Source organism: Streptococcus sp. 20925_1_22 (assembly GCF_041431685.1).
Taxonomy (GTDB): domain Bacteria; phylum Bacillota; class Bacilli; order Lactobacillales; family Streptococcaceae; genus Streptococcus.
In genome coordinates, this window is the sequence record NZ_JAPVYE010000001.1 from 1 (window position 1) to 15,162 (window position 15,162).

15 protein-coding genes and 1 riboswitch are annotated in these 15,162 nt (G+C 39.0%); of the genes, 12 read left to right on the plus strand and 3 right to left on the minus strand.

The window, feature by feature from the left end:
• From O3621_RS00005 to O3621_RS00060, 12 genes are all read left to right on the plus strand, one after another.
• A partial coding sequence (locus O3621_RS00005) for a calcium-binding protein (RefSeq protein WP_371513203.1) occupies positions 1–1,583 on the plus strand: 1,583 nt, incomplete at its 5' end.
• A gap of 85 nt (positions 1,584–1,668) precedes the next feature.
• A complete protein-coding gene (locus O3621_RS00010) occupies positions 1,669–3,804 on the plus strand; it encodes a type I secretion system permease/ATPase (RefSeq protein WP_314450466.1) in 2,136 nt (711 codons plus the stop codon).
• 1 nt (position 3,805) lies between these two features.
• Positions 3,806–4,915: an HlyD family efflux transporter periplasmic adaptor subunit gene (locus tag O3621_RS00015; protein WP_314450464.1), complete on the plus strand. Its 1,110-nt coding sequence runs from the start codon at positions 3,806–3,808 to the stop codon at positions 4,913–4,915.
• Between the two features lie 343 nt (positions 4,916–5,258).
• Positions 5,259–5,762, plus strand: a complete 504-nt coding sequence (locus O3621_RS00020) for a tRNA (cytidine(34)-2'-O)-methyltransferase (protein ID WP_125434940.1) — start codon at positions 5,259–5,261, stop codon at positions 5,760–5,762.
• Between the two features lie 116 nt (positions 5,763–5,878).
• A riboswitch (FMN riboswitch) is annotated at positions 5,879–6,030 on the plus strand.
• Positions 6,031–6,161: 131 nt separating this feature from the next.
• Positions 6,162–6,719, plus strand: a complete 558-nt coding sequence (locus O3621_RS00025) for an ECF transporter S component (RefSeq protein ID WP_125434957.1) — start codon at positions 6,162–6,164, stop codon at positions 6,717–6,719.
• Positions 6,709–7,359, plus strand: a complete 651-nt coding sequence (locus O3621_RS00030) for a phosphatase PAP2 family protein (RefSeq protein WP_125434942.1) — start codon at positions 6,709–6,711, stop codon at positions 7,357–7,359. The genes O3621_RS00025 and O3621_RS00030 overlap by 11 nt, the downstream gene beginning before the upstream one ends.
• Positions 7,360–7,454: 95 nt before the next feature.
• Positions 7,455–7,763 carry an MGMT family protein gene (locus tag O3621_RS00035; protein WP_125434944.1) on the plus strand — a complete coding sequence of 103 codons (309 nt, stop codon included), beginning with the start codon at positions 7,455–7,457 and terminating at the stop codon, positions 7,761–7,763.
• Positions 7,764–7,822: 59 nt separating this feature from the next.
• Positions 7,823–8,770 carry a TIGR01212 family radical SAM protein gene (locus O3621_RS00040; protein ID WP_125434946.1) on the plus strand — a complete coding sequence of 316 codons (948 nt, stop codon included), beginning with the start codon at positions 7,823–7,825 and terminating at the stop codon, positions 8,768–8,770.
• The gene (locus O3621_RS00045) at positions 8,764–9,315 is read left to right on the plus strand and encodes a class I SAM-dependent methyltransferase (RefSeq protein WP_371513206.1); all 552 of its coding nucleotides are present in this window, start codon (positions 8,764–8,766) and stop codon (positions 9,313–9,315) included. Before O3621_RS00040 ends, O3621_RS00045 begins: the two co-directional genes overlap by 7 nt.
• 239 nt (positions 9,316–9,554) lie before the next feature.
• Positions 9,555–10,151 (plus strand): TetR/AcrR family transcriptional regulator, encoded by a 597-nt coding sequence (locus tag O3621_RS00050; protein ID WP_371513208.1) that lies wholly within the window; start codon positions 9,555–9,557, stop codon positions 10,149–10,151.
• Complete coding sequence (locus O3621_RS00055) at positions 10,151–11,104, plus strand: ABC transporter ATP-binding protein (RefSeq protein WP_371513210.1); 954 nt, start codon at positions 10,151–10,153, stop codon at positions 11,102–11,104. The genes O3621_RS00050 and O3621_RS00055 overlap by 1 nt, the downstream gene beginning before the upstream one ends.
• On the plus strand, positions 11,091–11,867 hold the full coding sequence (locus tag O3621_RS00060) for an ABC transporter permease (protein WP_371513212.1): 777 nt from the start codon (positions 11,091–11,093) through the stop codon (positions 11,865–11,867). Before O3621_RS00055 ends, O3621_RS00060 begins: the two co-directional genes overlap by 14 nt.
• A 481-nt stretch (positions 11,868–12,348) precedes the next feature.
• Here O3621_RS00060 and O3621_RS00065 read toward each other — a convergent pair whose 3' ends face one another.
• The 3 genes from O3621_RS00065 to O3621_RS00075 all read right to left on the minus strand — a co-directional run bounded on the left by O3621_RS00065 (position 12,349) and on the right by O3621_RS00075 (position 15,115).
• Entirely contained in the window at positions 12,349–13,407 is a 1,059-nt protein-coding gene (locus tag O3621_RS00065; protein ID WP_002931363.1) for a DMT family transporter, read from the minus strand.
• A gap of 449 nt (positions 13,408–13,856) precedes the next feature.
• Positions 13,857–14,621 carry a class I SAM-dependent methyltransferase gene (locus tag O3621_RS00070; RefSeq protein WP_371513214.1) on the minus strand — a complete coding sequence of 255 codons (765 nt, stop codon included), beginning with the start codon at positions 14,619–14,621 and terminating at the stop codon, positions 13,857–13,859.
• A 119-nt stretch (positions 14,622–14,740) separates the two neighbouring features.
• Entirely contained in the window at positions 14,741–15,115 is a 375-nt protein-coding gene (locus tag O3621_RS00075) for a hypothetical protein (protein ID WP_314449921.1), read from the minus strand.
• Positions 15,116–15,162: the final 47 nt, after the last annotated feature.

Genomic DNA, 15,162 nt, shown 5'->3' on the forward strand with positions numbered 1-15,162 from the left:
CGCTGTCTGGTTATGATGGCAATGACCTTCTGGATGGCGGAAATGGTAATGATAAACTTGAAGGCGGCTCTGGTGATGATACCTATATCTTCGATTTAGGTCATGGTCAGGATACCATTAGCGATTCCGAAGGCCTAAGCACCATTCGCTTTGGTGCTGGAATTGCATTGGCAGACTTGCAGGTAAGTCATCCTGCTAATAGTAGCTGGTCGACCGTATTGACCAATACTAAGACTGGTGATAGCATCACATTTAGTAACTTCCGCTACTCAGCATCTTACCGCAATCTGAAACTGGTCTTTTCGGACGGTACAGAGCTAGGTGTGAGTGATGAAGGCAGTCCGTTCCGTACACTCTATGGTACATCTGAGAGCGAGTATTTGAGTTCTCCGATTAGTAATATGACCATTTATGCTGGTACTGGTAATGATACACTCAATGGGTCATCTGGTTCAGATAAACTCTATGGTGGAGATGGCAATGATGAGTTGAATGGTGGAGATGGCAATGATCTACTAGATGGCGGTTCTGGCAATGATAAGCTCTCTGGAGGAGCTGGTGATGATACCTACATCTTCGATTTAGGTCACGGTCAGGATACCATTAGCGATTACGAAGGTCTAAGCACCATTCGCTTCGGGGAAGGGATTGCATTGGCAGACTTGCAGGTAAGTCATCCTGTTAATAGTAGCTGGTCGACCGTATTGACCAATACTAAGACTGGTGATAGCATTACATTTAGTAACTTCCGCTACTCAGCATCTTACCGCAATTTGAAACTGGTCTTTTCAGACGGTACAGAGCTAGGTGTGAGTGATGAAGGCAGTCCGTTCCGTACACTCTATGGTACATCTGAGAGCGAGTATTTGAGTTCTCCGATTAGCAATATGACAATTTATGCTGGTGCTGGTAATGATACACTCAATGGATCATCGGGTTCAGATAAGCTCTATGGTGGAGATGGCAATGATGAGTTGAATGGCGGCTCTGGCAATGATCTATTAGAGGGCGGTGTGGGCAATGATAAGCTCTATGGAGGTGCTGGTGATGATACCTATATCTTCGATTTAGGTCATGGTAAGGATATCATTAGCGATTCTGAAGGCCTAAGCACCATTCGCTTCGGGGAAGGGATTAGTCCAGAGAATCTGAAGCTTTTTAAAAGCGATAACTGGAATTTATCTCTGACACAGGGTGATGACCAGCTGATTTTGAACAATTATTTTTATAGTAGCTCTTATAGAAACGTTCGTTTGGAATTCTCGGATAAACGTACGGCAACCGTTAACGATCAGTTAATGACTCTGGATGTGAAGGGTGCACCAGTTAGTGAATCAGTTGTTACGCCTGCTGTTCAAGCGCAGACACTAGTAACTCTTGTAAACAATGTTGCTTCAAGCAATCCAGTCACGAATACGAGTCCGTTACCCCAAGCAAGCACAACGGAAATACGATCAGTGACTCAATCTCAACTACTAGTTCAGGAAGTATCTGCTCTGCCAAGTGAAAATACTGTATCGGCTGTTAATTCAGCTGTTAATACAAATACGAATCTCTTTACAGAGCAACTAACGGTACAATAGTACAGCAAGAGAAATTAGGGGCGATTTTGTTCCCTAGTTTCTTGTTTTTAGAAGATAGACAATGAGAGAGGATTAAGAAAAAGAAATGAATTATGAACACCTGTCTACTTATTCGGCAGTGGAATGTTTTTTGATTATGTCACAATTTTTAGGAGTGCAGGCAAGCGAGGAAGATTTAAAACAAATCTCTGCCAATAGTTCCTTTAATGAGTCAATTCCTTTTATGTTGGAAGCAGCAAAACACTACCAACTTAAAGGGAAATATGTTGTCTTACCGATGAAAGATTTGGTCAAAAAAGCAGGAAGTATGGTTCCCTTCATAGCTCAAGACAGGGAGGGGAGTTACTTTATTATTGCAAGATTACAGGAAGAGGAAGTTTTGCTTCTCTATCCAGGAGAGTCCAGTCCTCATTTACTATCGCTAGAAAAATTGAAGGAAAAATGGGATGGCTCTGCTATTCTCCTGACTAAAAAAGGATCCTTAAGAGGAGGAGATTCACTTTTTAGCTTTAAGTGGTTTATTCCAACGGTATTGCGTTTTAAGACAGCCTTTATCCAAGTATTGCTGGGAATTTTTGTTATTCAGATTTTGGGGATTTCAACTCCCATTATGGTTCAGGTCATTATTGACAAGGTTCTGTCTCATCATAGTTTGTCCACTTTGACCGTCATCGCCATTGGGATTGGTCTAGTATATATTTTTGAGCTGATTCTGTCTTTGGCTAAGAACTATTTATTTACCCATACGACCAACCGTATTGATGTACTACTAAATGCACGCTTGTTTAAACATTTATTTGCTCTGCCACTGCGCTATTTTGAGGCCAGAAGAGCAGGAGAGACGGTTGCAAGAGTTCAGGAGCTACATCATATTCGGCAATTTTTGACAGGAACACCTCTATCATCTCTGATTGATGCGTTTTTCATCCTAGTCTATGTAGCGGTTCTATTTTTCTATAGCGTTCCTCTGACATGGCTGGTGTTGGCATCTATTCCCTGTTTCGCACTTCTTTCAGCCATTGTGACCCCCCTCTTTAAAAAAAGTTTGGATGAGCAATTCCAAGCAGGTGCAGAGACCAGTTCCTTTTTGGTGGAGTCTATTCAGGGGGTACAGACAGTCAAGTCCTTTGCTTTGGAATCGAAATTTGAGCAGAAGTGGGGAGACCTTCAGGCGGATTATGTCAAGGCCAACTATCGAACAGCCATGATTGCCTCCAATTCAGGAGCGGTTGGACAATTTATTCAGAAAGCGTTTGATCTTTTGATTCTTGTTTTTGGTGCATTAGCTGTAATTGATGGTAAATTTACCATTGGGCAATTAGTTGCTTTTAGAATGTTATCTAGCCATATCAGTGGTCCTGTACTTCGTTTAGTTCAGCTTTGGCAAGAGTATCAACAAGCATCCTTATCAGTAACTCGTATTGGTGATATTTTTAACTCTCCAACTGAACTACGTCCAAATGGCTTGGCAGAATTGCCAACTTTAGAAGGGAAGATCGTTTTTGATCACGTTCGTTTTCGCTACCGTTCAGATGCTTCGGATGTTATTAAAGATATGAGCTTTACTATTCCGGCTGGTAGCATTGTTGGAGTAGTTGGTCGGAGCGGTTCAGGTAAAAGTACCTTATCCAAGCTCATTCAGCGACTTTATATCCCAGAGGCTGGGAAAATCTCTATTGACGGTTTAGACCTGTCTTTGGTTAATCCAGAGCAGTTGAGACGGCAGATTGGCATTGTTTTGCAGGAAAACTTTATGTTTAACGGTACTGTGCGGGAAAATATATCTATTCATTTGCCTCTAGCAACTATGGATGAGGTTGTAGCTGCCGCTAAGACAGCAGGAGCGCATGACTTTATTCTAGCTCTTCCTCAAGGATATGATACCGTTATTGGCGAGAAAGGACTGGGTTTGTCTGGGGGGCAGAAACAACGTGTTGCCATTGCTCGCGCTATTTTAGGTAATCCTAAAATTTTGATTTTTGATGAAGCGACCTCAGCTCTGGATTATGAGTCAGAACGAATTATCCAAGATAATCTAAAGACTATTTGTCAAGGACGTACGGTGCTTATTATTGCTCATAGGCTTTCTACATTGGCTGAAGCTGAAAAAATATTAGTAGTTGATGAAGGAAATGTGGTGTCTTATGATAGCCATGAACGACTTCTTGAAGAAGATGGGCTATACGCACATCTCTATCGTCAACAGGAAAGGGTGGGATAAGATGGATATGAATAAAAATGCTCCCTTAACCAACTATTTACGAAAATATAGGCAGCAAAAAGATAGGACACTAAAATATGACTTTATGCCATCGTTGTTAGAGATTGTTGAGCGACCTGCGCATATTGCGGGGAAATGGATTATAATTTTAATTAGTCTTCTATTGCTCATAGTCTTGCTTTGGGCTTCTTTATCAAGAATTGATGTGGTTGTTGTTGGAACGGGAGAAATAGTGCCTGAGGAACGGGTGCAGTCAGTTTCTAGTTTAACTAATGGCATAGTTAAGTCTATGAACGTCAAGGAGGGTGACCAAGTTGAAAAGGGAACAACCATATTAGAACTAGATGATGCAGTAACCAAACAAAATGTCGGACAATTAGAAAACAGCCTCACCGAAATCAACTCTTCCATCGCAGTAATTCAAAAATATCAGGCTGATAAGAATGTCTCTATTCAATTATCAGATTATGATTCTTCGGCTCAGAATGCTGTTCAGAGCTTGATATCTGAAAACAATCTTTATCGTCAGCAATTATCACAAGCTGATGCTAACTTAGTAACTGCACAGTATGATACTAGTCTTGCTCAAAAAATGGCAACTTTGACGGAAAATAAACGAAAAACCGAGACGGATCTAGCTCAGCAACATTATATTTTAGAACATCTAGCAATTAAAGCTCCTTCAACAGGTCAAATTGCTAGTCTATCTGTTAGTTATATTGGACAGAATGTTAGTTCAGAAAATCCAATAGTAACAATTCTACCTAGTAAATCAGAGTTGATATTTGAAGCACAAGTATCTGATAAGGATCGTGCAGATATTCAAAAAGATATGGAAGCAGTTGTAAAACTACAAGCTTATCCTTATTCTGATTATGGGACGATCCCTGGCAAAGTGACTTATATAAGTCCGACAGCTTTTCAAGTAAAAGGGAAAGGAATGGTATACATAGTCAGAATCTCAGTTGATAAAGAGAAACTGCATAAAGGAGTGAGCTTGATTTCAGGATTATCTGGCACTATTGAAATTAAAACTAGTAGCAGGAGCGTATTGGACTATTTTCTAGACCCTATTCGGGATGGTTTAAATGGTAGTCTGAAAGAAAAATAGTTATATTTTCAGTATGAATAGAGTCATAGTTCGAACAACTAGCTAATATATTTTTAAAGGGATGTAAATTTGCTTTTACTTCCTTTTTCTTTTTTAACTGAATTATTATATTCCTAAAATGGTATCTTCCTGTGATATTTTTAAAAAAAGTACAACTTTTTGAGCATTTTTTATTGACTTGTAGGCTGAAAGTGTTATACTAAATGAGTACCTTCATTGGTTTACCTCAAACCTGTTGTGATGTAAGTTAATGAAGCCTTAACCACGCTGTTTGCTGAGCTTGACTCCGGGCAGTGTGGCTATTTTTTTATCTAAAGAAAAATACTAGGAAAATATTCTTATTATGAAAAATCATATCGTTCTTTTTGAGCCTCAGATTCCGCAGAATACCGGCAATATCGCCCGTACTTGCGCTGCGTCTAATTCACCGCTTCACATCATCAAGCCCATGGGTTTTCCCATTGATGACCGCAAGATGAAACGGGCGGGGCTGGACTATTGGGATAAGCTAGACATCACCTACTATGACAGTTTAGACGATTTTATGGAGCAGATGGATGGCCGACTTTATCTGATTTCTAAGTTTGCAGAGAAGGTCTATTCTGAGGAAAACTTTTCAGCAGAAGGTTCGCACTATTTTATGTTTGGTCGTGAGGACAAGGGACTGCCAGAGGAATTTATGCGTCGTCATCCAGAAAAGGCTTTGCGTATTCCCATGAACGACCAGCATGTCCGCAGCCTCAACGTTTCAAACACAGTCTGTATGATTGTCTATGAAGCCCTGCGTCAGCAAAATTTTGCTGGCTTAGATTTGGTACATGAGTATGAAGCGGACAAGCTGAAGTAGCGGAATGAATGCATCTAAGCAGTAAATTTTCCTAAGAGATAGAATACTATTGTTGAAACATTATTAATTACATCAATCAAATTGCTTGCTCTGGCAGGCTTTTTTTGTTATGATAATGATGTCTTCAGGGCTGGGTGAGATTCCCGACCGGCGGTAACTTTTGGCTTGGAAAATGTTTTTTCCTCAATGCCAAATCAAGTCCGCGAGCGCAAGCTGATGTGGTGAGATTCCACAACCGACAGTATAGTCTGGATGGGAGAAGACGAGAGGCAGTGAAGCAATCTTGCCGTTTAATCTTTATTTAAGGGCGGAGCCTTATACTAAATAATCATTAGCTGACAAGCTTTTTTCAGTGGCCTTTCCGGCTTCTCTAATTTTTATAAATTGGAGGAACCTGTGATGACAAATACTCGTAAGTTGGCGATTGTAGCAGTTTTATCTGCTCTATCATTTCTACTCATGCTTTATGAGATTCCCTTGATAACCGAGTTTCTAAAGTTGGATTTTTCAATTATTCCGATTTTACTGGCTTTGGTGGTCTTGGATTTCAAAAGCTCTCTGGCAGTGCTCTTGATTCGCTCTGTCTTAAAGCTAGCTTTGAATAATCATGGTATAGACACTCTTATCGGTCTCCCCATGAATATATTGGCAGTAGCTGTATTTGTTTCTGCTTTTGCACTCTTATGGAAAAAAAGGAAAAACTTGTCTGACTATGTGAAGGCTTCTCTGGTAGCAACACTTGGTCTAACTGTCACTATGATCGTTTTAAATGTCATTTATGCAGTTCCTCTCTTTGCGAGATTTGCTGGTTTTGATATTTATAAAACATATGGCCTATCCAAGTATCTGCTGACTATGATTGTCCCTTTTAACCTATTAGAAGGAGTGATTTGGGCTATCGTCTTTTGGCTAATTTACACGCTCTTGCAGCCCGTCCTAAAACGCTATGAAAAATAAACAATCTTATCTAACAAAGGGCTCTTTTGCCCTTTTACTTTTCGTCATACTAGGCTACATGGTCAAGTTTTATCCTGAGCAACTGACCAGCTTTGACACCCCGATTCAGACCTGGCTGCGGGGAGACTTGCCTGCAGCTTTGACGACATTTTTCAAACTAGTGACCAGTGTGATTGATCCGATGGGGATTATCATCTGGGTTTCAGCTCTTGTCCTGTTTTTCCTTTATAAAAAATGGAAGCTGGAAGCTGCCTTGCTAGCGGGAAATCTGGTCTTACATGGGATTTTGATTAAGATGATTAAACTCGTTTACCACAGAAGCCGACCGAGTCTTTCGCATTTGGTCGAAGAGGGCGGTTACTCTTTCCCGAGCGGACATTCCATGGCGACAGCCATTGTTCTTGGGACCTTGATTATTATCGCTCAGCAACGGATTCAAAACCAAAAAATCAAGCGCTTGGTACAAGGCCTGCTTCTGGTCTATATCTTCACTGTTATGGCCTCCAGAGTCTATCTGGGCGTGCACTATCCGACAGATGTTATCGGAGGGGCCTTGATGGGCTTTGCCATTCTCAATATCGAATTTCCCTTTTATGACAAGCTGCGTTTTCAGTGGCGTTTCAAGGGAAAGCAGAAATAAATATAGATACGAAAGGTTGGCTTTGCTGGCCTTTTTGTCTTGACAAAGAAAATCCCTTTCTTTAAGATAGGAACAAACAAGATTAGGAGGTCAGAATGTCCAATTTGAATCAAGAACTCATTGATGCTATTTTGGCATTAGTAGATACCATTCCCTCTGGGCGCGTGGCAACCTATGGCCAGATTGCCCGTTTGATTGGTCGGCCTAAAAACGCTCGCTTGGTGGGAAAGGTTCTCAGTCAATCGGAACTTTATGTCGGCAAGCATCCTTGCCATCGGGTGGTCAATGCTGCAGGGCGTCTCGCACCTGGCTGGGAAGACCAGAGGCACTTGCTCTGGGCTGAAGGAGTGGACTTGAAGGCTAATGGTTGTGTGGATTTGAAAGTCTATTTGTGGGAACGGTGATTTCCTTCTTTCCCTGTGAAAGAGGGAATTTTTGTTTCTCAGGTCTTTTTTGTGGTAGAATGAAAGGTATGAAATCTTACAATGCTTTGAATGATTATTATCGAAAACTTTTTGGAGAAAAGACTTTTAAGGTGCCCATCGATGCGGGCTTTGACTGTCCCAATCGGGATGGGACGGTAGCGCATGGAGGCTGCACTTTCTGTACCGTTTCGGGTTCAGGCGATGCCATTGTGGCGCCGGATGCGCCCATTCGGGAGCAATTCTATAAGGAAATTGACTTCATGCACCGTAAGTGGCCAGATGTTCGCAAGTATCTGGTCTATTTCCAGAACTTCACCAATACGCATGAGAAGCTAGAAGTTATCCGTGAGCGCTATGAGCAAGCTATAAATGAGCCTGGTGTTGTGGGACTTAACATCGGTACTCGGCCGGACTGTTTGCCTGATGAGACCATTGCCTACTTGGCTGACCTGTCTGAGCGCATGCATGTGACTGTAGAGCTGGGGCTTCAGACTACCTATGAGGAGACTTCAGATTTGATTAATCGTGCCCATTCTTATGATCTTTATGTAGAGACGGTCCAGCGAGTCCGTAGACTGGCTCCCAAGGCGGAGATTGTCTCTCACTTGATCAATGGCCTGCCGGGTGAGACCCATGACATGATGTTGGAGAATGTCCGCCGCTGTGTGACGGATAATGACATTCAGGGGATTAAGCTCCACTTGCTTCACTTGATGACTAATACCCGTATGCAGCGGGATTATCATGAGGGGCGGCTGCAGCTGCTCAGTCAGGAGGAGTATGTCTCCATCATCTGCGACCAGCTGGAGATTATCCCCGAGCATATCGTCATCCACCGTATCACGGGCGATGCTCCGCGAGACATGCTGATTGGCCCTATGTGGAGCCTTAATAAATGGGAAGTTCTCAATGCCATTGAAGCAGAAATGCGTCGTCGTGGCAGCAAACAAGGCTGTAAAGCAAAGGAGCAGAAATTCGTATGTTAAGACCTTTACAGATGGCCCATTCCTTTTTGGCAGAAGTGGTGACCAAGGAAGATACTGTTGTGGACGCTACCATGGGCAACGGACATGACACTCTCTTTCTGGCTAAGTTGGCCAAGCAAGTCTATGCTTTTGACATTCAGGAGCAGGCTGTGGAAAAGACCCGCCAGCGCTTGGCAGAAGCTGGCTTGGACAATGCCCAGCTAATCTTGGCTGGCCATGAGACCCTGGACCAATACACGGACCATTTCAAGGCAGCTATTTTTAATCTTGGCTACCTGCCTTCGGCGGACAAGTCTGTCATTACTCGACCTGATACGACGCTGGAAGCTTTGGAAAAGGTCTGCCGAGGCTTAGAAAAAGGCGGCCGTGCAGCTATCATGATTTACTATGGGCATGAAGGTGGCGAAGTTGAAAAAGATGCGGTGCTAGACTTCGTTAGTCAACTGCCCCAGCAGGACTTCACTGTTGCTCTCTACAAGACCATCAATCAGATTAACAATCCGCCTTTCCTGGTCATGATTGAGAAATTGAGAGAAGGAACTTGAGATACAATAAGGATACAGAGAGAAAAGCCAGACAATAGGAGCTTTCAGTACTGTATCCTTATTTTTTAAATTGTGACACTCAAATAAATAGGTCTAAAAGAAGAGAATTATGATGTGTGTAAATTTAAAGTCTTATATTTTCTTACAAAGAAGATATAAGACTTTTGACATTTTTTAGTTTATATGATAAGCTATGACTGTAAAATCAAAAAACGTCACAGAGTTTTTAGGAGGAAGTTATGGCTACTGCTTTTACTACTGAAGAAAAGGAAGTAATTAGAAAGAAATTACATAAAGTTGCAAAGGAATGCCTTCAAAGATATGGGGTTAAGAAAACCACAGTTGACCAAATGGCAGCAATGGCAGATATCTCCAAAGGTTCTTTTTATAATTTTTATTCCTCAAAAGAAATGTTATTTTTTACGGTCTTAGAAGAATATCAAATAGATGTTATGAATCGCCTGACAGAACAATTAGATATGGAAGTCAAGATAGATACAAATCGTCTGGTACAGTTACTTTATGATTTTTATCAAGATTTTCGCTATTCATTTATGTATACCATATTTAAAAATCATGAAATGGAATTACTCGTAAGAAAATTGCCGAAAGAGGTGATAATAAATCATCATCTGATAGACGATAGGATGGTTAAAAAAATTGTATCCCGAATCAACATTAGAGAAAATGTATCTGTAGAAATCGTCTCTGCTTTATTTAGAACGATTGCTATGACTATATTACACATCGAGGAAATCGGTGAAGAACAATTTGATACTACATTGAAGTTAGTCATACAAGGAGTTGTGGAACAAATTACTAAGGAGGATAGGTAATGGTGAAAGAAGCAATTAGAACCGCAAATCTTTCTAAAAGATATGGAACAAAAAATGTTGTCAACAACTTGAATCTATCAATAAAAAGTGGTGAAATAGTAGGTTTTTTAGGACTGAATGGTGCAGGGAAAACAACGACGATGAGAATGATGCTAGGATTGATAAAATCTACATCAGGAGAATGTTATATCCAAGGAAAAAAGTTAGATCTGAATAATTTAGAACTTCGAAACGAAATAGGTTATATTATTGAGACGCCTCATTCTTATCCAGACTTAACTGTGAGAGAAAATTTAGAAATCGTTAGTAAATTAAGAGGGGTTAATAAAGATAATATTGACTGGGTAATTGAGAAATTAAAACTAAAGCAATATGAACATAAACAGGAGAAGCATCTTTCTTTAGGAAATGTTGCGCGTTTAGGAATTGCAAAAGCGATTATTCATAAACCTAAAATCCTAATTCTAGATGAGCCGACAAATGGATTAGATCCTTTTGGAGTTATTGAAGTTAGAGAACTATTAAAGGAATTGGCGAATAATCTAGGCACAACTGTTCTTATTTCCAGTCATAATCTGGAAGAAATATCTAAAATTGCTACTAGGATAGTTATTGTACATGAGGGCAGACTTATAAGAGAAGTTGAAAGCAATGAATTAGAGCAGTACTTAGAAAAGAAGTTACTAGTAAGAGGCTCTAATAATAAGGCCATGAAAGAAGTATTATCTAACCATGGCTATCATGCAAACATTCAATCAGACACAGAAAATAATATCGATTTCTTAGAACTAATTGATACAAAATCTGTGGAATGCCCGGAAGATGTTGCTACATTGCTGGTTCATGCAGGTTATCCACCTAAAACACTGATTGTTGAAAAAGAAGATTTAGAGCATTATTTCTTAAGAATACTGAATGACTATAATGGAGGTGTTTCGAATGAAAAAGCTTAGTTCCTGTATTTTAATTGAATGGAGAAAGCTGATAAAATCAAAACTTTCCATCGTAACTGCTTGTTCTATCTGTTTAGTTCCTTTTATTGTTGGATTGTTTGCAACTATGATGAAATATCCAGAGAATTTCAAAAATCTTGGTTTGATTTCTGCAAAAATGGAAATGATGAGGATAACAGACTGGTCGTCGTACTTAATGACCGTATCACAAGTCATTTCTGTTGGGGGATTGCTCATTTTTGGATTTACAGCATCTTGGATTTTTGGCAGAGAATATTCTGATAAAACGATGATAGACCTATTAGTACTCCCGATAAGAAGGGATACAATCGTATTATCCAAGTTTATCGTTGTCGCTCTATGGAGCTATATTCTATCAATTTTTGCTCTTTTATTAGGATTATTAGCTGGCAATCTGATTGGACTTGAGGGTGGAAGCTTAACGGTGATTCTCAAAGGTATACTTACTTTTGGTTATTGCACCACTCTTACGATCGTACTCTCTACTCCAGTGGCCTTTTTTGCTTGTTTAGGCCGGGGATATTTGTCTCCATTGGCATTTATCATTTTTACTATTATTTTTTCTCAGCTTGGTTCTGCTCTTAACTTTGGGAAGTATATTCCATGGGCGATTCCTGCACTCGCAAGTGGTATTGCAGGAAAAGCATTATTGAATTTTGGGAGCATTGTCAGTTTATTTGGGGTAAGTATTCTAGGTCTTATCACAACAATAGCTTGGTGGAGGTATGCTGATTACGATTAAAATGAAGTGATAAGAATGCTAATAACACAAGGCTAAGTCTTATTCATTTCGATTCAAAACAACCCCTCCTGTTCAGATTGAAAAACAAGAGGGGTTATATTATGACAATCGAAAGTTTTGGGGGAGAGGGGACTATGTGAATATCGTTGGCCTAAATGAAAAGATAGTTTCTAAATATATACGCGATTGGGAAAAAATGACCTTGTCTTTGACAAGTTAAGTGTCAAAGCGTTCTCAGATGGCAGTTTTAGAATAAGATAAAAGCCTATTTTTACGGGAATTAGTCAAGTAATCATAGCATTAACCTAAAAGAAGTTCAGCGAACGTCTTTAGACGTCGCTAGAGAGAAACGGCTTATAGCCGGTGTACAAGCCACTCGTTTTCACGGGTGGTTATGATTTCTCAAAATGAGCAAAAAAGCAGTAAACCATTGCGATTTACTGTTTTAAACATTCTTTGATTCAATTAGACAAACTGGGATTTATAATCCATTCGCATGAGCCAATTTATGTTCCTGGCTATTTATATAATCTTCGTGTTTGTGATTATGCCTCTCCTCATTTCCGAAGTGCTTATGCTCATGTTCATGAGTGATTACATGAGTATGTGTCACGCCGTTATGTGTATGAACAATCGTATGCGTATGCTCATGAAGATGCTGCTGTATCATAGTGTCATATACTACGAATACAGTTCCTAGCAACATCAGAGCCAGCCCTATAAAATATTCTAGAGCCAATTTTTCTCCATTTACTGCAAAGGCTAAAAATGATCCCACAAATGGTGCTATAGCATAAAAAGAACTTGTCTTAGCTGCACCTAAGTCTCTTTGCGCTCTTATATAAAGAAAAATACTTAATCCGTATGCTACAAATCCTAATAGCATAACTTCGGCAATGTATTTCATTTCTGGAATCTTTTCGCCAAGTAGCAATGCAATAGTAAATGAACCTCCGCCAGAAAAAATGCCTTTTAGCAAAACAATCTCATATGTGCTTTTATCTGACATCTTTCTTGTACAGTTATTCTCAAGTCCCCAGCAACAGGTTGCCAGTATCACAAAAAAAGAACCTATAGAAAACTGGAAACTATCACTTCCCTCAAATGACAAAACAATACTAGATAGCGTAATAAATCCAATGGCAATCCACAGCTTTCTTGATACCTTCTCCTTGAAAAACAGTAATGCCATTAACGCAGTCGCCACAATTTCAAAATTACCAAGGAGTGACGCATTAGATGCTGTTCCCATTTTTATACCTATCATTAAAAATATAGGGGCGGCTATATCTAATCCAATCATTCCGATTGTATAAGGTAAATCCTGCTTTGTAAGTCTCTCTGATTTTTTCTCTTTTTTTATGTGAAATAAATACATTATTCCAACGCCAAGACCAGCACCAAGATAAAGAAAAGCGGCAATAAAAGTTGGTGTAACATTATTCAAAAGAACTTTTGAAAATGGCGTGTTAATTGCATAAAATCCAGCTGCTAACAGTGCTAATATAACTGCACTCGTCTTTGTTTTCTGCTTCAACATTTGTCATCCCCTTTGCTCTGTATATTCTAATTCGCTTCCCTAAACATTTTTACTATTATATCATATATTTACTTAATGTTAGAGCCCTAGCTCTTGCTTCTTAACCTGTGTTAGTCCTCTATTTTCTTTTACTAGTGTCTCTAAACAATTTCTAACACTTTTAGCTCTTTCCATTTAATATAGAATTTCGGTTTTGACTTTGACTACATCGCATCAATACTCTTGCCTCTTCAAAATGCCTGTTAGGGTTGCTTTATTCCAGTTATTGCGATTTTCTTGATTCAAAAATTACTGACTCTTTTATTTTGGAAAAATGAGCAAAAAACAGTAAAACTTTTTGATTTACTGTTTTAAACATTCTTTGATTCAATTAGACAAACTGGGATTTTTAGATTTTAAGCCTTAAGGAAAATAAAATGGGCTATTCTCCTTAAGCATATTCTATAATATTATAGTTTAATGCAGAGTGTAGCTATATAGTCATTTCCATAGCGTGATAATCTATGTCTTTTGTCACACGATTCATAAAAATCTATCATAGCGAGACCATTTTTGAGTTGTCCTCTAATCTGAGTTTCTAAGGTATGGCTAAATTCATATCCATATTCTGGATTTATGGATATCTTGCCTTCCTCTTCAAGCTCTTTTGAATTAAAAGGTATTGAAAACTTTAAAAGTAATTCCTCATCAGGTTTGTCCCATACAATGTCAGCATCATACATGTATATCCATGGGTTCATAAATCCGACCATTAACAGTCCACCCTTTTTCAATACTCGAGAGGCTTCTTTATACATGTTTTCTAAATCTTCTATATATGCATTTGAAACCGGATTAAAAATAATATCAAAAGTTTCATTTTCAAATGGAAATGCTTTTGTCATATCGCCTTGAACTGTATTGATTTTTAAGCCTTCTCTTTTAGCAACCAACTCATCTCTTTGTAATTGTGATTTAGAAAAATCCATTATGGTTACATCATAACCCTTTATAGCAAAAACTGGTCCCTGCTGTCCACCACCACAAGCTAAACCTAATATCTTTTTTCCGTTGGCTTTTTCAAACCATTCTTTCGGAACTTTTTTCCCAACAGTTAATGCAACAGAAATTGGATTATTTCTAACTTCTTCTAATTCTTCATGTGTCAATGGCTCAGTATAGTCATTTTTTACATTATTCCATCTATCTTCATTTAATTTTATATAATTGTTCATCTTATAATCTCCTCGTAATTTTATACTATTTCGATTTAAGTTGAATGTGTTGCCATTACATTTTTCTCACCTCTACAAATTCCAATTTGACGCACTGTAGATGATTCTCATTTCACATGCTACATCTGAAATGCTGTTATCCAAAAACATATTCCGGCTATAAGTGAAATCGGAGTCATTACATATTTTTCTTTCTTACTTTTTGAAATCATATTCATAATCGTATTCAAAGACAGGTAAGCGGCAAAGAAGAAACAAATATATTTAGTAACCTTAAAAGACAGCCACAAGGGAAGCAAACCTCCGGCTTGCAAAATAATGATCATGGCAAAAACTTGAATAGCCAAAGAAACGACTGCCGCAAGTCTAAATTTCTTAGGTAAGATTTTATGTTGTCCACCCATTGTAAATTCGCCCAAAGGCAGACCGCAAGCAACAAGAACTGTCATAATTGCTATAACTCCAAATAATACTGCACCTAATATTGAAAACATAAATCACTATTCTCCCTTCGTAAAATATAAAAAGTTTCAGTTACAAA